The organism is Geodermatophilus sp. SYSU D00705, assembly GCF_054050135.1.
Window position 1 is genome coordinate 1 of record NZ_JBJGYT010000045.1, and the last position, 21,105, is coordinate 21,105.

A 21,105-nucleotide genomic window follows, 5' to 3' on the forward strand; every position below is an offset into this window, starting at 1 on the left:
CAGCGCGAGCTGCTCCAGGACCTCGGGCGCGAGCCGACCCCGGAGGAGCTGGCCAAGGAGATGGACATCACCCCGGACAAGGTGCTGGAGATCCAGCAGTACGCCCGGGAGCCCATCAGCCTCGACCTGCTGTTGGAGGACGAAGAGACGGCGACCCGTATCCGCGCCCTCATCGATGACGGCGAACGCCTGGTACGGATGGCGTTCGAGGCGTCAGCTCTTCACGCGTTGAGCAGTCTGCCCGCGAGAGAGGCCGCCGTTCTGCGGATGCGTTTCGGGTTCGACTCCTACGATCCGATGACTCTGGAAGAGATCGGTGCGGAGTTCGGCGTCACTCGTGAACGCATTCGTCAACTAGAGGTGAAGTCGCTGAAGTTCCTCGCGGCCAAGGTCGAGCGTGACCTCTCCTGGCGGGTCGAGCCGTTCAAGGTGGCGACGCCTCCGCCGACCGTTAGGTCGATGGCTGGGTACAGCCGCCGCCACCTCGCCCTTCGCCGCCCTAGAACAGCATCGACTCTCTCCGCTCTTCAGCCCGAGAGCTGACGCACACCTTCTGCAACGGGCACAGGTCGCAGAGCGGCTCTGCCGGCCGGCAGATGCTCGCAGCGACTTCGATCAGGGCCAAGTGGGCAGCGCGGGCATTAGACCCACCCCCGATCATCCGGGCCACTGCCATGCGGCCGTCTGTCAGGCGGTTCTTGCGGTCCACGTTGTCGCCACTGACCCGGGCAGCGACCCTGAGAACGCCTTTGGTCGAGAGCACGGGTTCTTCCGACGCTTCGTCCCCAGCCACCGGGACGACAAGGGAGGCAAGCTCGAGCGTTGCTGATGGCGCAATTGGGATAGGCCCCGGGGACGCCTCGGCTTCCTCGAGGGCGCCCGGATGCTCGGAGAGCCAATCCGCGAGCTCGAGGACCTGCAGGGCGCGCGCCCCCCGACCCATGTGTGTGCCGATCTCACGCAGGACTTCGTCACTGTCCTGCGTCGACTCAGGCGTCTGCCACTCACGAAGGATCGGCCACACGAGTTTCGTGACGTCGGGGGTAGCTCGATCAAGCAGGAGCTCCGCCGAGACGACCTGCCATCTGGTTGTCGCGCGCAGCCAAGGCACTCCCCTCGGCTCGTTCTCCAGGAACCAGTCCGACAGCACAGCTGCCACCGCCCTGGTCGACGAGCTCGCCTTGTCCTTCACATCGAGCGCGCGACCGATCGCGTTGCCAAGGTGCTCCGCCAGAAGCGGAGGCACAGCATTGCCGATCTGCTTGAAGGCCGCCGAGGGAGGGCCGGCGAACCGATACCAGTCCGGGAACGTCTGCAGCCGCGCCGCCTCGCGGACCGTGATGGTGCGTCCCTGCCGAGGGTGGATGTACCAGTACCCGTCCTTGGCGATGTGCGCCGTGATCGTCCGGGACAGGTCATTCTCGTCGAGGCGCTTGTACTTGTCGTCGAAGATGTCGTCGCGGTACCGCTTCATCTCTGCCGGGAGGTCAGAGTAGCGCGTCGTCGAGTCCATCAGCTCAAAAGCCCGCGCGTCGTCATCCCGGACAGGCCTGGTGATGTGGTCGTACAACCGCGAGCGATGTGATGGTGGAACCTCTCGGCGCATCCTCCGCTGAAAGGACGTCAGCGGGCCGTCGTACTCCGCCCAGCCGTCGGCGCCACCCTCTGGGCGCCACCCGCCCTCGACCTCAGGCATGTCGCCGATGGCATTCCACACTGAAACGCGTTCCGCTGATTCCGCCGGCCATTCAAAGGCGAGCCCGTCACGCAGAGCGACAAGGATGAGGCGCTGCCGGAACTGTGGAACACCATACCGCCACGTATCTACGATTCGTTCTTCGACGCCGTACCCAAGATCTTCGAGCTCCTCTACCATCGAACGGAGGATGAACATCTCCCGGTCGAGCGCCATGTCGGGGACATTTTCCATGAGGACCGCAGGAGGTCTTACCAGCTGCACGACCTCGAGGAACGACCGCCACAGGTCCCGCCGCTCGTCATGGGGATCTCGAAGTCCGTGTCGAACACGGTGGCGAATGCCCGAGCGTCCAGCCTTCGAGAAGGGTTGACACGGAGGTCCGCCCGCGATCAGATCGACTTGTACGGCTGTGAGGAGCTCCGCCAACTCCTCGATGCGCTCGACATCCGCTAGATCCCAGTCGAGACTCATGCCACGAAAGTGGTGTCCATGAGTTTCAACCGCCTCGGGATAGTGGTCTACAGCCACCACACTTTTAAAACCGGACCGCTCTAGACCCAGGCCGATACCTCCCGCGCCACAGAACAGGTCTGCCGCAAGACGGACATCCGGCTCGGTCTCCCTGAGGCGGTCGACTACCCCAAGCAGTTCTTCACGGGTGATGGTCCGCTTGGGGTGCGGGGGAAGCTTTACGAACGGGCCACGCACGAGCTTCACACCATAGGAGCCCCTGGAACGGTCCTCCTCCAACACGCGACCAACCTCTTCTTGATGATCCTTGATAGGGATCGATCCACCCCCGTCGGTCATGACGATGCGAACCCGAGCGCACGCCAGACGTCCGGCGCCACCGCCTCGAGCCGCTGCGCAATACGCTTGAGCGCTTCATACTCCCCGGCCTGCAACGCCGCTGATCTCAACGCAAGACCCGACATCGCGGGCAACTCCCCACCTGTAGCGTTCGAGCGGTCGGGCCGGACGGCACCGGGCGTCCTGCCCGCCCGGTCGCGGTACCTCTGGTTTGCCGTCAGGCACAGTTCGTTGATGGGACGCTCCAGCAATTGCTTGAGCTGGGCAGGAACAGAAACGCGCATCTTGGCGACGTTGATCTGGAAGAGGTCATCGAGCTCGGTATCGAAGTCCAACGAGGCCCGCGCCAACTTCAGATGCTCATCGATACCGCGAATGCCGGCCCAACCGCCCCATTGCACCAGCCGGTCACCTCGATAGATGTACAGTCCCTGCTGACGGTTCCACTTGAGGGGACCGGAAAGCTCATCGAACCGGGCCAACGAGCTGAAATCATCCTTGGCGGGGAGGACGAAGCGATCGAGCCGCACCTGCCCAAGCGATTCCCCTAAGGTCAGCTCGAAGGTCTGCCCGGGCAGTCGCTGTGTGTGCTCCTCGTCGACTGCGAACGGGTTCCACGGCTGCAGCTTCTCCCCGTTCACCGTGATGATCAGTCGACGCTCGGCGAGACCCTCGAGGAATCGGTGGAACACCATCCGCAGATGGTTCGCCGTCTTCTTGGCCAACAACTCGACACGCCTCCGAGCCCATCCGCCATCCGGATTCTTTTCGGGCAGCACTCGGTCGAGGTTTCGCCAGACGACGACCGTACCTCGTCCCTCGCCGAGAAGTGCCCGTGCATCCGAGGTCTTGGATTTCTCGGGCGCCGTGATGAGCCAGTCGTCCCACTCGATGATGGTGTCGAGATTCAGTTCACGCGAGGCGACCGACCCCCCAGGCAGTCGACGACTCACAACAGTGACACTGCGACACTGAGACAGGGAGGCCGTCTTCAGACCTAGTCCGTACCGACCGAGATCGCTCGAGCCGTAGGCGCGCCGACTGCCGAATCGAAGAGCCTCTACGAGGCCATTCGGACTCATCCCGGTTCCGTCGTCACAGATCAATACGGACGATTTGACGCCGTCGAACCGGATCTCCACGTCGACGCGTTCTGCGCCGGCCATGACACTGTTGTCCACGAGGTCTGCAACAGCGGAGGGGAAATCGTAACCGATGTCCCTGAGCGACTCGGTCAGACGGGCCGCCGAGGGGGCTACGGATCGATGCCGACTCGCGGACACATGCACTCCTCGCACTGATGGATCCCGTCCAGGCTCTCACACGACGAGCTCAGGACCGCGGCGGCTCGCCACGCAAGGTTCGCCACACCGCCTCGATCCGGTCACAGGCGGTGTCGACCGGCTCATGCTCCCAGACCCGTACGACAGTCCAGCCGGCGTCGACCAGCTGCTGGTCCTGTCTACGGTCCCTTGCCACGTTGGCGTCGAGCTTGGCCTCCCACCATGCGGCATTCGTCTTCGGGCATGTGGAGTGGAGCGGGCACCGATGCCAGAAGCAGCCGTCGACGAAGACGGCCAGCCGAGCGCGTGTGAAGGCGATGTCGGGGCGACCAGGCAGGTTGCGGTACTCCTTGCGGAAGCGGAGTCCGCGCGCGTGCAGCTCTCGCCGTAGAGCGACTTCAGGGCCAGTGTCTCGGCGAGGCATCCGCTGCATCTGCCGGCTCACCTGCGGGTCACGGGCAGCGGGGCGGTCAGCCATCAGATCTCAGCCCCACGCACGCCCAGACCACCCAAAGGACCATACGGCGGAGCTCTGTTGCCAGTCGGGCGGGTGGACGCTGACAGCCACGCGAAGCGCGAAAGAGCTGCCTGCAGGAGCCGCTGCGATCATCCATCCATGGAGGTGGGCGTCAATCCGACCCGCTCCAGGAAGCGTCTGGAGACAGCGCCCTTGGTCCAGCCGAACAGATCCCAAAGAGCTCCAGCCAGGACATCTTGGCCCGCACCTGGGTGCTCTCGGCGTAGGTGGAAGATCGCGAGCCGGATCTCCTCGGGAGGCACACGACTGGGTACGCGCACATCTCCATGCGACGGCACTCGGACCTGCTCGAGCGTCTGACCGGGCAGCCGGACGAAACCGTCCGCCGACAATTCAACCCGCTGCCCCCATACCGAGCAGCGGCGCAGCGCCCGGTCCAGCGCCTCCGGCATGTCGCCCACGTAGGGATCCACTTCCCAGTCCCGTTGGAAAGCGTCGAAGAGGGTTTCGATATGCACCGGTGCTTCCTTTTCGATCAGCATCTCGAAGTACCGGGTGAGGTAGAGCGTCGCCAACGGGCTGTCCGGACGGAAGCGACAGTTGGCAGGCGACGCCTTGCCGTGTGCCTCGCCGCGTTCATAGGGCTTGGTCCACGAGGATGCGGCTGCCTCAGACGCTATCTCGACTTGGAGCAACACTGGGTGCGCTGCATCGACGACGACAGGGTCGATCAATGGCGGGACTTCGACGACCGGCTTGCCGGTCATGGCGGCGATGGCCTGTTGCAGTTCCCGTTGCACGACCGAGTCCAGGTCCTCATTGGAGAGAACATCGAGACAGAAGGCGCCTTGCGCGCGGAGCATCCGCTTCGCGAAGTCCCGCATCAGTTCGCTACGGCTGACAGATCCATTGGGAGCCCTCAGGATGGCGCCTGCCATACTCCTGGCGAGGCGTCGGTCCGCAGCCAGGGTTGGTCGCTCCATGATGTTGACGAGTTCATCCTCGCCAAGCCCGTCACTGCGATCAATGAGATCCGCACCCACGATTTCGGCACGCCACCACAGGCGGCGCAGCACGTTGCGGGGCCGGCCCAACATGCGGTTCTCAGCCCGTTCCGGAAAGCGCCAGACGCTTAAGTCCGGAAAGACCACCAAGGAGAGGAAGTTCCATACCTCGTCCGAGGCGGCATCCGAGGGCACGATCGCCATGAGCTGGTGCAGCAGGGCGGTGGCCGGTCGATCGAAGTCTCCGATCCGGGCTCGGCTGAGGGATTCGGGAAATCCGAGACGGTCTGCGAGCTCGCGGAGCGCGACGGCGACCTCGTCGATGGAGGACTCGGGGACGCCGGTACCGCCGACCGCCACGGGCGCCGCGTCCTGATGGCTGGTCTGAGCCCTCTTGCGCAACTCGATTGGATCGAGCTCGGCATACTCCTCGAGCAGGCTCCGCGCCGCACCCTCCGACAAGCGCGGGTACACGTACACGCTCAGCTCACCGCCTCAGAAAGGAGGCCAGTCCGCGCCTGCATCGCGGCCTCAAACCTCGACCGATCCGACTCGCGCCTCGCACGCAATGAGCTACCGTCCTCGTAGGGCCATAGCCGTCGACAGAGCTGCTCCAAGGTGTACCCGAGTGAGCCGACCCGAAAGTTGTCCCAGCCACTCACGAATTCGTCTGAGTCGAGGGCCGCGTGGACAAGTAGACGATGGATATCCCAGTAGAGGATGCTCCTGATTTCTTCGGAGTCGGTTCCCCCCCGCACCAGCCGAGCGCCCACGGGGTGCGCGCTATTGATGCGGATGCGAAGACAGGAAAGTGGGTTGGCGTCCAGATCGGCAAGGTCGTGGTGCAGCCACCAGATGCCCCCGGCATCCCCCAGGCCTGACCGACCGAAGTCGATGACGTCGGTCGGGAACCTGGAAGCATCTCCTTCCAGAAGGCAGCTGGCCTGCTCCTCGCGCGGTTCTCTCCACAGAATGGAGCCTGGGCGAGACGCAGCAAGCGGCGCGCCGCTGGACCCTGGGCGTACGAGGACGATCAGCCGCTCGATCGTCAGCCGTCCGCCGGCCACACCAGGTGGAACGTCGAATGCCAAGTTGATTGCCCGGTCCCCGACGACCGGCACGGTGGCTCCGACGAATCTCGCTGTTGTCGAAGGCGCCGACCAGAGCGCGGTGACGGCGATCTCTGCATCGAACGACAATCCACACTCTTTCAGCACCTTGTCCCGAGACACCCGGACGGTGGACTCGAGGCTGATCGTTGAGGTGTAGTCCCAGCTCTTGAGTAGAAGAGGGAGGGGCTGCCGGGTGCCGCGGAGCTCCACAATCCACTGACCGCACTCGGGTGCCGTCTCCGCTTGGAGGTAGGGGGTAGTAACGACCCTCATGACTCGTCATCCAATGGTTCCAGCCTGAGATCGACTACTGTCCCGACGTCTCTGGGTTGCAGCACCTTGAGGCACCACGGTGCGTCGTCATCTGCAGCTACTTGGATTGCCTCCCGAACCTCAGGCACTGGGCGGTTGTTCCGCCAGTACCCGAGAACCTCCGGCACAGGAGCTCCGACCGGCGCCTCCCTCTCCCTGGAGACACCATCTGGCCCCGCTGCCGCCACGGTCACCACAACCTCCGTTGCCCGCGAGCCACGCCGCGGCGTCACGGAGAACTCGATGCAGAGGCGGGTCTGTCCATCGGCCTCTGGTTCCAGCCAACGTCGACTAATCGAAGCCTTCGCTGTTGGACCACCGCCCTTCCCGGACTTGCCCGGCCGAGGACGCGGAGGTCGCGGACCATTACCCGCTGAGACGCTCAGCAGCTGACCGAGCTGATCAGCCACCACGACTCCCGAGTCCTGGGACTCCTCGCCGCCCATACGCACGACAGGAGCGAACGCGTCCTCAGCTGCGGCCTTGATCTCGCGGAGCGCAACATTGACATACGTGCGTTGCCTCCTCTCGCTCACAAGCGTCGGGTTCCAGGCGTCGTGGGTCGGAGGTTCTGCCGCCGCGAAGGCAGCGTCCACCTCCTCGGAAGTACGGAAGACACCGGCCCACTCCAGGCCCTTGCTGGTCAGCGGGGGCCCGGATCGGTACTGCACTACGAGCTCCGCCCTGCGCATCACCGCCACGTGATGGCATGGACCGGTGAAGGCTGCTGCACTGCGTGGTTGCCCGTGGTCGTCCAAGCCGCAATCCAATTGAGGTCGGTCAGCGAAGGGCACGGCGTGCATCGCAAGCCACCCGAGATTGGCGATGGGCCGCTGCGACTTGATGTTTCTGATGTGCTGCAGCGGATACAGCTCCGGAGCCGCTCCCTCGTCGTCACACGCCCTCAGGGAATCCAGTGCCTGGGCGAAGGCGGAGAGCGGCGGTGTCTGACGTGGATCCGGCACCGGGATGACTTCGCCGTCCAAGGTTGCGGCAAAGGTCATGGCCGGCCGGGATCCGTCTCCGGCCACCATCTTGGGCCAGAAGTTCCACAGCAGCGCTTCGATCATGAAGTTGACGACCTGACGAGGCTCACGTGCCGCCAAGTCAGGCGCGAGGATCGCGATGGTCGTCCCGGTCTCCTCGGCGGAGAAGGCGGGGAGTCCCAGCCGGTCAGCCAGCCGCTTGGCGGCATCACCGGTGACAGGCTCAACTGCATTGTCGCTACCGAAGCGACCCCACCAATGCCGGCCTGTGTAGTTCTGCCGTCTGTAGTCGTACTGGCGTCCAATGGTCTGGGCAATGAGCCGCTGCTGGATCCGGCCTCGGTAGTTGGCGCTGGTGTGGATGAGGACCGTGCGGCAGCCACTGACCAGATAGCTGATGGTCTTGCCGAAGCCGTAGGTACCGCCACCGAGTTCTCGATCAGAAGGCTGGCCGATGTTGAAGACGAGGTCGATGAAGTTCGTCGCTTCTCCTTCGTCTGCTGGACGGTCCGCACGGAGGGGACCACCGAGACCCCTCGTTCCCCGGTCGGTGATGCACAGCATCCGCAACCCGCGGTCCTTCAGCGCACGCTCGAGCTCGACGTCGCCGCTCTCCAGGGCGTAGTTGAAGACCCCCTTCGGCGGAAGGGATGAGAAGACCTCGTCCTTCAAGGCGAGACGCTGCTCAGGAGTGACTTGGCTTAGGCCGATCGATACACGGACGTCACCGTCGCCGGCGCGAGCGTCCCAGCTGTTCTGGACCGCTTCCCGGACGAGCACAACGTACGGATCGAGATCCGGACGCCCGAGAAGGTTGAGCGCCCCCTCCCCTGCCAGCCCGCCATGCGGTGCGCGAGGTTCAGCAAAGTGGTTCAACGAGTTCACAGCGCTGCGAGCTCTCTTAGGACGGTGATGCGGGCATCCACGGGCAGGGGTGCCGGATGTAGGCCGGCCAAGTCGAGTTGGTAGTTGAGGTTCAGAACGCCCTCAGGCATTCGACCGCCGATGAAGCTGGCCGGCACGACACGGGGGAACATCTCGTCGATGTGGTACCAGAACTCCTCTTGCACCTCGAAGGGACGGGTGTCCGAGGCCTCAGAAACGCCCGCACGGGCGAGGATCTGCTCAAAGCCGGCTGGGTCCACCCCAAGCCCTCGGATCTCGTCTATCAGCCGCCGGAGGGTCATCCCAGCCGACGACTCCCGAAGGCGGAGGTAGACGAGAAACAGGCGCCCCGCCGTTGGGGCCGCCAGCTGCTCCGAGCCGTGGATTTCGACGGTTCGGCCATTCCGGGCGCTCGAGGACTTAACCTCAACGGCGACAGCGCCACGACGGAAGTCGTGCACGGCTCGGTCAGGACCAACCCAGTGCTCGATTCGACGGAGCGGATCCTCGGCGACCATCTGCCGTAGAACCCAGAGTTCGCCGTAGATGCCCATCAGACCGCTCTCGCCCAGCGGCTCCTTCCCCGCCTCGAGGAGTTGTCGCCACCGTGACAGCGTCAGCTGCGGGATGGTCCGGTATTCATCAGGTCGAGCAAGCACGCGCTCACAGATCTCCCCTGCCAGCCGCTCGAACACGTCCCTGAGCTCTACACGGTGACAGGCCACGTCGATGAACAGCCGTCGGCTGCCATGGACCATGAGCTCGCGCCGAGCCAGCGTGACCGACTTGGACCTCCGGTCCGGCGCCACGGGTGTCCCAGGTGGCACCGGCACGAGGATGTGTTGGGTTCCGTCGTGATCGACAGCCGCCATGAGGTCGCCCGCGGGCGTGGCGACTGAAAGCGAAGCGAGCAGCACCTCGCTTGCTTCATGGGACCTGGAGAGCGCGTGGAAGGCAGCTGCAACGTCGTCGCGCAACTCAGGCCTCGACAGCATTCAGGCTGGACTCGGTGTCCATGCTCTCGACGTCCACATCCTCCGTGTCATCCACGTCCTCGAACTCTTCGACGTCGCCCAAGGGAAGACTGACCGCCTTGTAGCGAACCGCAGAGTCGTTGACTGTCGCCTCGGGGAACACCAGCCCGACCCCCATGACGTCTTCCTCGGCGTCCAAGTCGATGCGGACAGTCTTCTGCTCAGGCCGGGGAGCGCGCAGCGGCTTGGACTCTTTGTCGATCGGATAGAGCACGAGAAGCCCGATACCCGTGGGGCGCAGATCCTGCAGTTCCGCATCGGGCCTTGCCGCAACGTCGGCGGCGTCCATCCCGAGGTCCGCGACGCGGTCCTCCTTTGACATGAGGGACTTGATGTTCGCGTGCGGCTTGGCCACGGTCCTGATCGCCGCTCGATTGATCAGCCCGACCGCAGGCAGCGCACCGCCCAGCTCGATGAGACGCCCCTGGTGGTCGGCACCGCGGGTGACAACCGCGATGTTCCAAGTGTGGAGCTCCCCGTGACGGTTCTGCCGTTCGATGTACTCGATGATCCGATCCGAATTGAGATCCTGCGCGTCTGCGTGGAAGCGGTAGGAACTCAGAAAGTCGACCACGGCTTGAGCCGGCACACCGTCGTACACGTAGCGGTTGCTCCCAGCCTCCCTCGGGTCATGGCCGATCGCCCGTTGCGCTGCGGCAAGCAGGCGGCGGCTCGCGCGGAGGTTGTCGACCAACCAGTCACGGTCGCGATGGTTGAAAAGGATGGTCTGGATACGCCGACCGCTGTAGGAGACGGCGACATCGTCGGCCGCTGTCATCTTGAGTGCGGATGTGATGGCGAGCTGCGGATGCGTACGAACGCGAACTGCGAACTCTCGAGGCGTGAGGTCTTCCCGCTCGTATCGCGAGACGTCGAGTCTGATCTCAGCCTCGACTGTCGCCAGGAACTGGAAGTACTCCGCGAGGTCCTTTGTCATCCAGATGCGGGGGAGGTCTGAGTAGCCCGAGCGATAGCCGAACCAACGCCCCATCTGAAGGAGCGTGTCGTAGGCGCTTGCCGTCCGCAGAAAGTAGCTGACGACCAGTCCCTCGAGGGTGAGGCCCCGCGACAGGGTGTTGCCACCCACCACGATGACGACTTGCGCCTCGTCGCCGTAGTCCAGGCGGTCCGCGCTCTGGAAGTTGTCGACCACCACCTTGAGGTCGTCGAGGACACCACTCACCTCCGCAGCCACCTGCTCAAAGGTGACAGGCCGCTCACCCAGATCCTCCGCGGAGACCCGACCGGCCTGCCGCTTCCATACTTCCGCCAGCGTGGCGCCACCTCCCTCCCCGCGGATAGAGGCCAGCACCTGCTCGATGGGCTCCCTGTAACGGAAGTGGATGGAGGAGAGCTGAGTGGTGTGGACCAACATCGATGAGTGTCGGTTCCGCTGACCGCGGACGCGCCGAGCCGCCGTTGCGAGTACGAACCAGTAGATGGCCTCGCGCAGCGAAGGCGTGATCTCCGGCTTCCAGGCGTCTCGATCCGCCCGCTTTCGCGGCGGACGGAGGTCGGCCACCTCCGCCATCGGCACCTCGGACACCATGTCAAGACCGTCCGCGCCGAGCTCTGCTTCCTCCTCCGTCAGCGGCTCCCGTCCGAAGAGACGCTCGGCACCGAAGTAGGCGTCCGGCCGCGGCAGATCAACAATGAAGTCGCTCGGATAGAGGTCCTCGGGCACGGACGGGTCGATGAAGATGTTTGCAAAAGGCGTGGCAGTGTAGCCGACATAGGCCGCCTTGGGCTGGTTGAGTAAACGCAGGATCAGCTTGTTGATTTCAGCTCGGTCCGCGCCCTTGGTGTTGACACTGGCCTGGTCGGCCTCGTCGTCGATAACCAGGATAGGGCAGTTCTGCAGCGTTGACGGCGAAGCCTTCTCGAGCCACTCGCACAGGTTGGTGAGTCGGGTCTTGTTCTTCTTGACGACGGCCAAGACGCGGAGCTGATCCTGCGCGAGAAGGGCGTCTGTATTTCCCGGATTGCCGAAATCGGCCCCACTGTCCGTCAGACCGATCCAGCGCCGTTTATTCAACGCGACAAGCTGCTCGTCGAGTCGCACCTGCGTCTGTCGTCGAAGATTGTTGTGAATTCCGGACAACACGATGAAGAGCCGGTAACCGGCGTCAGCAGCCTTGGAGATAACCGCCGTGAAGTTGGACGTCTTTCCACTCTGCACGTAACCCAGTACGAGTCCACGACCCCGGAAGTCCCGGCGCCAGGGGGCTGGGAGACTGGCAACCACCTTGGTTGACGCACTGTCGAGCGATTCAAGCCCGTCCTCCCCCAGGGTGCCAGCCTCGTCGAGAGCGCTCGCCAGCGCCGGCCAGAAGTCGTCAGCCGGACGGGAGCCCGTGTACCAGGGGACGATCCGACGCGGATCCGTCAGCGCATTCGGCTCACGAGCAGCGATTATGCCGGCCGCGGTCTCGTGATACCTCTTTACAGCGGCCGTGATGACCTCATCGTTCGGGATGAGGTCACGCATGGAGGCCTCCGCAGCCTCCGGCGACTGGTCCTGGCGCAGAAGACCGATGAACATCGCATACGCAGCCTGAACTGCGGCACTGTTGGGCGTCACTAGTCCCCCGTCTTGATCACGTAACGAAACGAGAGCGTAACTGAGGCGGGCACACGCAGGGCTCTAGCACCCTAAGGAGTTGCCCCCCAAGTACCACTCGCCTCAGCCGCATCCTGTGACCAGCTGGATGCGATCACGCTCTCCCGCGAGAGCCCCTCAACCGCCCGCCTAGCCGGTCGGCATCCGCGTCGCGGCGACCTTCCGCGGCTTGGTCCGACTGGCTCAGGGACCGAGGTGGAGCGGTTCGAGGACGACAAACTCGTCGTTCAGCCATCCTCGAACCGCGCCCGTCCTGCACTCGCTGAACTACTTCCTCGCCGTTGCGGCTTACCGCATAACGCCACGAGACGCCCCATTGGCGGCCGTTCGACCATGAACAAGACCACGTATGCCGACTCTCATCGGTCGTTTGGCAAGCGCGTCGTCGATCGCGACGAGACTCGGGCTTGTATACCAGACCCCCAGGCGCTGGATGTCCGCATGCATACGTGTCTCGTCGGAGCGAACTAGAAGGTGGCGCCACCGTTTAACTGCCCATACCTTGTCAAGGAGGACGTACCGACAATAGTCAGCGTGTACCCAAGTCAGCCCTCGGCCCGTTGGGCGATACAGAGCTTGAGCTCGTCCACAGTCAGCCACGGCTGCCGCCGGTGGATCATTCGGTGACAGTTGGAGCAGAGCAGCGCGAGGTCGGTCAGGTTGGTGCGCGTCGGCCCAGTGACGTGCAGTGGCGTCCGGTGGTGGACCTCGATGTACTGATGACCGCGGGGGCCGTACGTGTCCTCGAAGCTGAAGGAGCAGACCTCGCAGTCGATCCGACCACCGGCGTCCAGAACCGACCTGATCTTGCGCTGTCGCAGGCCGCGGTCGCGCTCGTAGGCGAGGTGCCAGCGTTCCAGCATGCCGCCCTCATCGGCTCCCTCTCCGTCGAGGTCGGGCAGAGCCCAAGTCGTGGGCTGGCCGATGAGGTGGCGGAGCACTCGGGCTCGGGCGATGTTGGCTTCGGGATCGGTGACAAAGGCGTCGACGATTAGTTGGTCGAGCCGGCCCCCCTTGGTCCGCTCACCGGCGTAGTCGCCACGCCGGGTGACTAGGTCGCTCGACTTTCGCGAGACGCTCGCCGGACTACGGAACGAGGGACTCTGCAGCTCGGGGGGATGAGTCGGCATCGATCGGAGCAGGGCGGACAGCTCAATCGACTCTGGGTACTCGGTACGCAGTTCACGCCATCCCCGCTCGACGACCACGGCACAGACGATCGTGAGCTCGTCGGCCGTCCAGTCGGGCCCCGGTGTAGTAACGGTGAAGCCGAGCCGACGGAGCAGTTCAGCTACGTGGCTGTCCCCGCCGGAGAACTCGTCTGCACGCAAGGGGTGACCCTTCCGAATCCCGTGCGCGGCAGCTATCAGCACCTTCGAGTCGTAGAGGGTGCCTGCGTCGTTAACGAAGTAGTCGCGTGCCTTGCGGTGGCCGAAGGACGCGTACTTGGCCAGGAAGCCGTCTCGGCCGAGCCGGTCGAACTCCTGCATCGCTGCACGCACGTCCTCGCGCGAGACATCGGGCTGGGTCACACGCGGACTCTAAGCATTCACAAGACCCACACTGGACACTGGCTGCTACAGCCACGGGCGGTGTCGGTGTTCAGGTGGCTGGAGTCAGGTTGTCGATGGCCGGCGCAGGCTCGTGCAGCCCTTGGAGGACGCCGGCCGAGGCGAGGAGACCAAACTCGATGAGCCCACGGGTCTGCCGGTCGGAGAGGTCGTACAGCTTCGACACGATCAGTTTCAGATGTTCAACGTCCGGCTCGTACCGGCACTCGGCGATGAAGGCGGCGGTGCGGTCTGTGCGCTCAACCCTGACCGGAGAAGGCAGTTGCAACGCTGCCATGTGCTGTCTCCATGAGAAGCTCCGCTTGGCGGCATTGCAAGGTTTGCAGGCCGGCACGAGATTGCCCCACGCGTGCAGCCCGACGCTCTCTCGGTTGATGGGCACCACGTGTTCCTCAACAAGCGGTTCACCCTGCGCTCCACAGTAGGCGCACGCGCAACCGAAGTGGTCGAGGACTTCGTCGGTCATTTTGCTATAGGGCTTGAACCCTCGGCTGCGGTCATACTGCTCGCCTGCGTGCTCGAGGAATATGCGCACGATTCGGTTAGGCACGTCTGCCTTGCTGCGCCTCGCCATGACTCAACCGTAGGTGCACCGCCAACGACTACCTGTTGACAGGTGCCCCACCAGCCGGGCAGAGGCCGCACCTGCTCCCGGGTCGGCGGTACCGTCCGGCGATGACGTCTCCGGACGAGCGCACGCCGCCACGGAGGCGCCTCGCCCGGACGGCTCGCCTCGCTGCGCTGCCGGCCGCGTACGCCGGGCGCACCGCCCTCGGGATCGGCAAGCGCATCGGTGGCCGCCCCGCCGAGGCCGTCGCCGCGCAGGTGCAGCAGCGCACCGCCGAGCAGCTGTTCGCCACCCTCGGCCACCTCAAGGGCGGGGCCATGAAGGTCGGCCAGGCGCTGTCGGCCATGGAGTCCGCGTTACCCGAGCAACTGGCCGGCCCCTACCGCGAGACGCTCGTCCGGCTGCAGGAGGCGGCGCCGGCCATGCCGACCGCACGGGTCCACGAGCAGCTGGACCGCTCGCTCGGCCGGGACTGGCGACAGGTCCTGAAGAACTTCGACGACCAGCCGGTCGCGGCGGCCAGCATCGGGCAGGTGCACCGCGCCACCTGGCGCGACGGCACGCCGGTCGCGGTGAAGGTCCAGTACCCCGGCGCCGCCGAGGCGCTGGTCGCCGACCTCGGCACGCTCCAGGTCCTGACACCGATCCTGAAGGCGGCAGCCCCCAGTCTCGACGCCCGGGAGCTGTTCGCCGAGCTGCGCGAACGACTGAGCGAGGAGGCCGACTACCAGAAGGAAGCCCAGGCACAGCGCGACTTCGCCGACGCCTACCGCGGCGACCCCGACATCTGCGTGCCCGACGTGCTCAGAGTCCAGCGCCTGGTGCTCGTCAGCGAGTGGATCGGCGGCACTCCCCTGTCGCGGGTCATCGACACAGGCACCCAGGACGACCGCGACCGCGCCGGCCAACTCCTCGTCCGACTCCTCGCCTCCGGCCCGGCAAGGGCCCACCGCGTGCACGGCGACCCGCACCCCGGCAACTTCCGATTGCTGCCCGACCGGCGGCTCGGCGTCCTCGACTTCGGCTCGACGCAGGCCATGCCGCACGGCTGGCCCGACCGGCTCGGCCCCCTGCTCGCCGCCGGCCGGGACGGCGACGCCGCCACCCTCCACCGCATCGCCTCCGGGCACCTCGTCGACCCGGCCAGGGTCACGGCGGAGCAGCTACGAGACCTGCTCGACCCCTACCTCCAGCCGCTCCGCACCGAGCGGTACCGGTTCACCCGCAGCTGGATGCAGGAGCAGACCCGCCGCGCCTCCGACCCGCTCGGCGCCACAGCCCGCACCCAGCGCCGGCTGACGATCCCGCCGCACTACCTGCTGCTGCAGCGGGTGGCCGCCGAGCTGGTCGGCGTCCTGTGCTCGCTCGGCGCCACCGTCGCCGTGGACGCCGAGGTCCGCCGGTGGCTGCCCGGCTACGACGGCACGGGCACGTAGCGAGGGACGTTCGGCACCGTCGTCCGCCGTCCCGGGCGAGGAGGCTCGCCCGTGACCGCACGGCACGAGAGGAGCCGGGAGATGTACGCCCGTTCCACCACCCTGATGATCTTCCCCGCGTCGATGGACGAGGCCATCGCCTACATGGCCGACGAGGTCTGGCCGGCGATGCGCGACATGGACGGCTGCATCGGGCTGTCCATGATGTGCGACCGCGAGAGCGGCAAGTACATCGCCACCTCGGCTTGGGAGGACAAGCAGGCCATGCAGGCCAGCGACCAGCACGTCCACCCGATGCGCGAGGCGATGGTCGACCGCTTCGGGGCCGGCGCCCGCGACCCGGAGGTCCGCGAGTGGGAGATCGCCGTCCTGCACCGCGACCACCAGGCCCCCGACGGCGCGTGTTGCCGGATCACCTGGCTGCGCACCGACCCGGCCCGGGCCGACCAGCTGCTCGACATGTACCGCACCAGCCTGATGCCGCGGATCCAGGACATGGCCGGCTTCTGCAGCCTCAGCATGCTGATCGACCGCGAGAGCGGCCGCGCCGTCGGCACGGCGGTGTTCGAGAGCCGCGCCGCCCTCGAGCAGTCCCGGGAGCAGGCCCGCATGCTGCGGGAAGAGAGCGTCAACACCATGGGCGTCGACATCCTCGACGTCGCGGAGATGGAGATGGTCTTCGCCCACCTCCGGGTGCCCGAGACGGTCTGAGCCCGTCGCCACCGCCATCTCGGTCTAGGTGTGCTCCGGAGGACCACACTGACAGCCGTGGAAGTTGCCTCACGGGAACTGCGCAACGACACCGCCGGCGTGCTGCGCCGCGCCGCCGCAGGCGAGTCCGTGCAGATCACGGTCAACGGCGAGCCGGTCGCAGAGCTCGGGCCGCTCCGCACCCGCCGGTCGCACTGGACGGGCAGGTCGTTCCTGGTCGAACGGCTCGCGCGCGTCCAGGCCGATCCCGGGTTGGAGAACGACCTGCGGGCCCTCTCCGGCGGAACGGACGAGCCCGGGCCGATCGAGTGACCCGCGGCCTGCTGGACACCAGCGTCTTCATCGCCCGGGAGGCCGCGGGCTCGACGTCGCGCGGTTGCCCGAGCAGGCCGCCGTCCCGGTGATCACCTAAGCGGGGCTGCGGGCCGGCGTCCTGGCCGCTGCGGATCTCTCGGTGCGGTCCCGCCGGCTCACGACCCTGCAGGCCGTCGCCGACCTGGACCCCCTGCCGATCGACGCGCCCGTCGCAGACGTGTGGGCCGAGCTCCGGCCGCGCCTCGCCGGGTCGGGCCGGCGGATGGACGTCGACGACACCTGGATAGCCGCCACCGCGCTCGCCCATGACGTTCCGGTCGTGACCCAGGACGACGACTTCGACGTCCTCGCCGGCCTCAGCGGACTCCACGTCATCCACGTCTGAGGGAGTCGTTCGCCCGCAGCCGTCCGCGCCTCCGACGCCGACCGCGTCACTCTCCCCAGCAGTGTCCGTCTTCGAGGCCGGAGAGCACGAAGCGAGCCACGTCGGGCCGTCATCCGGAGCACCGACGAACACCGCCCGGGACGTCGCTGGTGGGCAGGCTGCGCGGCGGCATGGATCCCCGACTCCGGGGGTCTCCTCGGCGGCGTCGGCCTGCTGCTCTCCGTGGCCTCCGGCGCCGACGACCCGGCGGACACGCTCGGCGACGTCGTCCGCAGTTCCTCCGGTGTCAACCGGGTCGAGACGTCGGCCCGATGGCGGCCACCGCGCGCTCCAGCTGGGTCACGCATCGTCGGGGCGCGCTGGCCCCCTCGACCGCCGGGATGAGGCGCCGTTCCGGACGTTCTCGTCTCGCTACCGTCGGCACCCCACTCCCGGAGGAGGTACCCATGACGCAGACCACCGCCACCAGCCTGGAGGTTGTCCAGGGCATGTACGAGGCCTTCGCCCAGGGCGACGTCGACGCGGTCATGCGTGCGCTGGACGACGGGATCGAGTGGTACGAGGCCGAGGGAAACCCGTGGGACCCCGGCCACGCCCTCGTGGGTCCGCAGCAGGTGCTCGAGGGAGTCTTCGCCAGGATCCCCGAGTCGTTCGAGGACTTCCGCATCGAGTCGCGCCGGTTCCTCCGCGACGGTGACACGGTCGTCGTCGAGGCCAGGTACCGCTCGAGCCGGCACCGGACGACCGGGAAGCCCCTCGACGTCCAGGTGGCACACATCTGGGACGTCCGGAACGGCAAGGTGGTCCGCTTCCAGCAGTACGTCGACACCCGGCGGATCGCCGACGTCATGGGCGTGAGCGACTACTGAGGAACACCGGCCGTGGCCGTGCGTCACGGCGCAACCGGAGGCTGACGCACGGTCAGCGGCGCGGTTGACGGCGGGAGGCGGCCGCGAGGAACCTCCGGCTCACCGCGTCCGCGGACGCGGTGCCGGGGCTCGACGCCGCACCACGTGGACGTCGTGCCGCTCCCCTTCCCCTCGGAGGCCCGCCATGTCCGCGAACCACATCCGCCGTGCCCTGGTCCTGGTCGGCACCGTCGTCGCCACGGTGCTGCTCGCCGCGCCGTCCGCGCTCGCCGCGCCGCCCGTCCCCGCCCCGGTGCCCGACCAAGTCGAGCCCATCGAGGTGACCCTCGACTCGCTCGAGATGGGCACCGCACCGGGGACCGTCATGGCCACCGGCACGATCACCTGCAGCGCGACGGTCGACGCGGTCGTGTTCGGGAACGTCGCCCAGGTCCAGGGCCTCGACATCGCGCGCGACGCGTTCGGCGTCCTCGCGCCGTGCTCGAGCACGCCCAGCACCTGGACGGCGACCTCGTTCGGCGCGCTGCGGGTGTTCCTGCCGATGCCGACCTACGTCGAGATCAACGCGCAGTACTGCGTCGGCGAGGTGTGCCAGACCGCCACGATCACCGAGACGGTGACCCTCACCGCCGCCGCGGCTGCTCAGTCCTGAGCGGACCGGCGCATCGACCACATCTGCGCCGGCCGCTCGAACTGCGTCGCGACCTCCCAGCTCACCGCGCCGCCCGCGACCTCCCGCCGGAAGTTGCCCACCGCCACCCGCGCCAGTTCCGGGTCGGCGGCCACGCGCGCGGCCAGTTCCAGCGCACGGGACTCCACGGCGTCGGCGTCGACCGCCTCCCACGCCAGGCCCAACGAGGCGGCACGCGTCCCGTCGATCTCCTCGCCGAACAGCGCCATCGCCGCCGCGGCCTCGCGGCCGATCAGCCGCGACAGGATCACGAAGTGCCCGCCGCCCGGGTGCATCCCGCGCTTGAGGAACCCGCACAGCAGCCGCGCGTCGGTCGCCACGATCCGCAGGTCGGTGGCCAGCAGCATGTTCATGCCGGCACCGACGGCCGAGCCGCGCACGGCCGCGACGGTCGGCACGCGGACCTGCCCCAGCCGGTAGAAGGAGTCGTATATGGCCGACATGCCCTCGTAGGCGTCCGGCGCCGCCGGGTCCCGGCCGGCGGCGGTCAGCGTCGCGATGTCCCCGCCCGCGCAGAACGACCTGCCCACCGCGCGGACCACCAGCGCCCCGACCTCCGGCCGCGCGTCCACCTCGTCGAACAGCCCGATCAGCTCGCGCGCCATGTCCGGGGTGAGGGCGTTGCGGCGGTCAGGGGCGTTCAGCGTCACCACCGCCACCGCGCCGTCGACCTCGAGCAGCACCTCGCCGGAGCCGGAGCCGGAGCCGGAAGCAGTCACGACCACACCCCTCCACACGCAACCGGCCCCTCCGCCGGCTGATCCCGAGAGGCATCAGACCACGGAGGGGCCGGGCGGAGCAGGCCGAGGTCAGACCCCGGCGGGCTCCCGGTCGACCGGACGACGGCGCACGGAGTTCACGGTCCGGGCGGCGGCGCGGGCCAGGCGGATCGGACCCGTGTCCCACGGCTGCCGCGGCTCGGGCACCGCGGGCGCCTCGGCGGTCGCGGGCCGGACCGGCGCCGCAGCCGCCCGGGCGGCCTCCTCGGCCAGCGCCTGCGCCGCCCGGCGGCGGGCCAGCACGGCCTCCTTCTGCCGGTCGATCCGCTCCTTCTCGGCCATCACCAGCATCTCCTCGCGGGCCTTCGCGACGGTCAGCCGCGACTCCTGCTGCAGCTCCTCGATCTCGACGTCCCCGCTGTCGCGCAGCGCCGCCAGCCGGTCGTAGGCCGACGGCGGGCCGAAGTTGAGCAGCAGCTTCATGAGCACCGGCAGGATCTCCACGCACATGAACAGCAGCGAGAGCATGAACTTCGCCGCGGCCAGGGTGGTGTTGCGGTCGCTGAGCCGGTCCAGCGCCTCCAGCCGCGCGAGGATGCCGCCGGAGCCCTCGTTGGTGCCGTCGAACGAGGCCTGCAGCCGGTCCTGCTCGGCGGTCAGCCGCTCCAGCTCGGCCCGGTCGGTGACCAGCGACGACGCGGCCAGGTCGGCGCTGCGCGCCTCGGCGGCCGATGCCGCGGCTACGGCGGCGTCGAGCTCCGACTTCGCCGAGGCGACGACACCGGCCTGCGCGTCGGCCGCGGCCCGCGCCTGCACGTAGGCGGTGCCCGTGCCGGCGTCCCCGGTGCCGCAGGTGCCGTCGAGTTCGCACTGCGCCTTGGCCTCGAGGTCCCGCTGGGTGGCCAGCGCCGAGTCGTACGCCGACTGCGCCGCAGCCGCCTCCTCGTGCACGCCGGCCAGACCCGGGTCGCTGAGCCCGCCGCTCGCCACGATCGCCTCCTGGGTGGCGATCCGCTCCTGCAGCGCCGGGAGGCCGGCGAACCGCGCGTCCTCCTCGAGGCCGGTGCGGTAGGCGTCGGCGGCCTCGGCCTGCATCGTGACGATCTCGGTGTCGATCTCCTTGTGGAAGATCTGCAGCGTCAGCGGCGTCGCGACGACGACACCGAGCACCAGCGCCAGGCCCACCCGCGGGACGGCCAGCGCCAGGTTCCGCTTCAGCGACGCGTCGTGCGCCATCCCGACCAGCAGCATCCGGTCGAGGTTGACCACGACCGCGCCCCAGCCGATGCCGAGCAGCAGCGCGAACGGCCACCACACGCCCAGCGCCATGTGCACCGCGAACGCCGCCGAGACGACGGCGAGCCCGCCGGTGCTCAGCAGGACGCCGCCCAGCGCGACGAACCGGGGACGCGCGCCGGGCGCCACCTCCAGGACGTCGGGACGAGCGCCACCGAGCGCCGCCAGACCGTTCCCGATCCGTCCCTGTCGTGTCGCCATGCGAGCCACCCCCGGGCGACGGGGGTCGTGGTCTAACCGCCGCCTCTCCCCTCTCATCGGCAGTCCTCCAGCCGAACCGGCAGTTGCGCCAGTCACGCCGCCGTCGCACGCTCGTCCCCC

General features: G+C 67.2%; 19 protein-coding genes. 7 read left to right on the plus strand and 12 right to left on the minus strand.

From position 1 onward, the window contains the following. The coding region (locus ACI78Q_RS21795) for a sigma factor-like helix-turn-helix DNA-binding protein (protein ID WP_456925553.1) at window positions 1–543 on the plus strand (543 nt) is incomplete at its 5' end. Here ACI78Q_RS21795 and dcm read toward each other — a convergent pair. From dcm to ACI78Q_RS21845, 10 genes are all read right to left on the minus strand, one after another. Then, window positions 500–2,452 carry a DNA (cytosine-5-)-methyltransferase gene (gene dcm / locus ACI78Q_RS21800; RefSeq protein WP_456925554.1) on the minus strand — a complete coding sequence of 651 codons (1,953 nt, stop codon included), beginning with the start codon at window positions 2,450–2,452 and terminating at the stop codon, window positions 500–502. The two genes, ACI78Q_RS21795 and dcm, sit on opposite strands and share 44 nt — an antisense overlap. Before the next feature lie 53 nt (window positions 2,453–2,505). Further along, window positions 2,506–3,807 (minus strand): ATP-binding protein, encoded by a 1,302-nt coding sequence (locus tag ACI78Q_RS21805; RefSeq protein WP_456925555.1) that lies wholly within the window; start codon window positions 3,805–3,807, stop codon window positions 2,506–2,508. A 34-nt stretch (window positions 3,808–3,841) separates the two neighbouring features. Next, complete coding sequence (locus tag ACI78Q_RS21810; RefSeq protein ID WP_456925556.1) at window positions 3,842–4,270, minus strand: very short patch repair endonuclease; 429 nt, start codon at window positions 4,268–4,270, stop codon at window positions 3,842–3,844. A gap of 128 nt (window positions 4,271–4,398) precedes the next feature. Then, on the minus strand, window positions 4,399–5,754 hold the full coding sequence (locus tag ACI78Q_RS21815) for a hypothetical protein (RefSeq protein ID WP_456925557.1): 1,356 nt from the start codon (window positions 5,752–5,754) through the stop codon (window positions 4,399–4,401). 2 nt (window positions 5,755–5,756) lie between these two features. Then, a complete protein-coding gene (locus tag ACI78Q_RS21820) occupies window positions 5,757–6,659 on the minus strand; it encodes a hypothetical protein (protein ID WP_456925558.1) in 903 nt (300 codons plus the stop codon). Further along, complete coding sequence (locus ACI78Q_RS21825) at window positions 6,656–8,569, minus strand: hypothetical protein (RefSeq protein WP_456925559.1); 1,914 nt, start codon at window positions 8,567–8,569, stop codon at window positions 6,656–6,658. Before ACI78Q_RS21825 ends, ACI78Q_RS21820 begins: the two co-directional genes overlap by 4 nt. Further along, window positions 8,566–9,564: a PD-(D/E)XK motif protein gene (locus ACI78Q_RS21830; protein ID WP_456925560.1), complete on the minus strand. Its 999-nt coding sequence runs from the start codon at window positions 9,562–9,564 to the stop codon at window positions 8,566–8,568. Before ACI78Q_RS21830 ends, ACI78Q_RS21825 begins: the two co-directional genes overlap by 4 nt. Continuing rightward, a complete protein-coding gene (locus ACI78Q_RS21835; protein ID WP_456925561.1) occupies window positions 9,548–12,184 on the minus strand; it encodes a Z1 domain-containing protein in 2,637 nt (878 codons plus the stop codon). The genes ACI78Q_RS21830 and ACI78Q_RS21835 overlap by 17 nt, the downstream gene beginning before the upstream one ends. A gap of 584 nt (window positions 12,185–12,768) precedes the next feature. Continuing rightward, window positions 12,769–13,755 carry an HNH endonuclease gene (locus tag ACI78Q_RS21840; protein WP_456925562.1) on the minus strand — a complete coding sequence of 329 codons (987 nt, stop codon included), beginning with the start codon at window positions 13,753–13,755 and terminating at the stop codon, window positions 12,769–12,771. Between the two features lie 70 nt (window positions 13,756–13,825). Further along, the gene (locus tag ACI78Q_RS21845) at window positions 13,826–14,368 is read right to left on the minus strand and encodes an HNH endonuclease (RefSeq protein WP_456925563.1); all 543 of its coding nucleotides are present in this window, start codon (window positions 14,366–14,368) and stop codon (window positions 13,826–13,828) included. 101 nt (window positions 14,369–14,469) lie between these two features. On the opposite strand from ACI78Q_RS21845, the gene ACI78Q_RS21850 reads away from it, so the two are divergent. The 6 genes from ACI78Q_RS21850 (at window position 14,470) to ACI78Q_RS21875 (ending at window position 18,730) form a co-directional block, all read left to right on the plus strand. Further along, window positions 14,470–15,798: an ABC1 kinase family protein gene (locus ACI78Q_RS21850; RefSeq protein ID WP_456925564.1), complete on the plus strand. Its 1,329-nt coding sequence runs from the start codon at window positions 14,470–14,472 to the stop codon at window positions 15,796–15,798. 51 nt (window positions 15,799–15,849) lie between these two features. Further along, window positions 15,850–16,509 carry an antibiotic biosynthesis monooxygenase gene (locus ACI78Q_RS21855; RefSeq protein WP_456925565.1) on the plus strand — a complete coding sequence of 220 codons (660 nt, stop codon included), beginning with the start codon at window positions 15,850–15,852 and terminating at the stop codon, window positions 16,507–16,509. Between the two features lie 57 nt (window positions 16,510–16,566). Beyond that, window positions 16,567–16,821 (plus strand): type II toxin-antitoxin system Phd/YefM family antitoxin, encoded by a 255-nt coding sequence (locus ACI78Q_RS21860; RefSeq protein WP_456925566.1) that lies wholly within the window; start codon window positions 16,567–16,569, stop codon window positions 16,819–16,821. A 142-nt stretch (window positions 16,822–16,963) separates the two neighbouring features. Beyond that, window positions 16,964–17,209 (plus strand): PIN domain-containing protein, encoded by a 246-nt coding sequence (locus tag ACI78Q_RS21865; RefSeq protein WP_456925567.1) that lies wholly within the window; start codon window positions 16,964–16,966, stop codon window positions 17,207–17,209. A gap of 446 nt (window positions 17,210–17,655) precedes the next feature. Beyond that, window positions 17,656–18,078: a nuclear transport factor 2 family protein gene (locus ACI78Q_RS21870; RefSeq protein WP_456925568.1), complete on the plus strand. Its 423-nt coding sequence runs from the start codon at window positions 17,656–17,658 to the stop codon at window positions 18,076–18,078. Window positions 18,079–18,262: 184 nt separating this feature from the next. Beyond that, window positions 18,263–18,730: a hypothetical protein gene (locus ACI78Q_RS21875; RefSeq protein ID WP_456925569.1), complete on the plus strand. Its 468-nt coding sequence runs from the start codon at window positions 18,263–18,265 to the stop codon at window positions 18,728–18,730. Here ACI78Q_RS21875 and ACI78Q_RS21880 read toward each other — a convergent pair. Continuing rightward, entirely contained in the window at window positions 18,721–19,488 is a 768-nt protein-coding gene (locus tag ACI78Q_RS21880; RefSeq protein ID WP_456925570.1) for an enoyl-CoA hydratase/isomerase family protein, read from the minus strand. The two genes, ACI78Q_RS21875 and ACI78Q_RS21880, sit on opposite strands and share 10 nt — an antisense overlap. Window positions 19,489–19,578: 90 nt before the next feature. Further along, the gene (locus tag ACI78Q_RS21885) at window positions 19,579–20,985 is read right to left on the minus strand and encodes a DUF4407 domain-containing protein (RefSeq protein ID WP_456925571.1); all 1,407 of its coding nucleotides are present in this window, start codon (window positions 20,983–20,985) and stop codon (window positions 19,579–19,581) included. Window positions 20,986–21,105 lie beyond the last annotated feature (120 nt).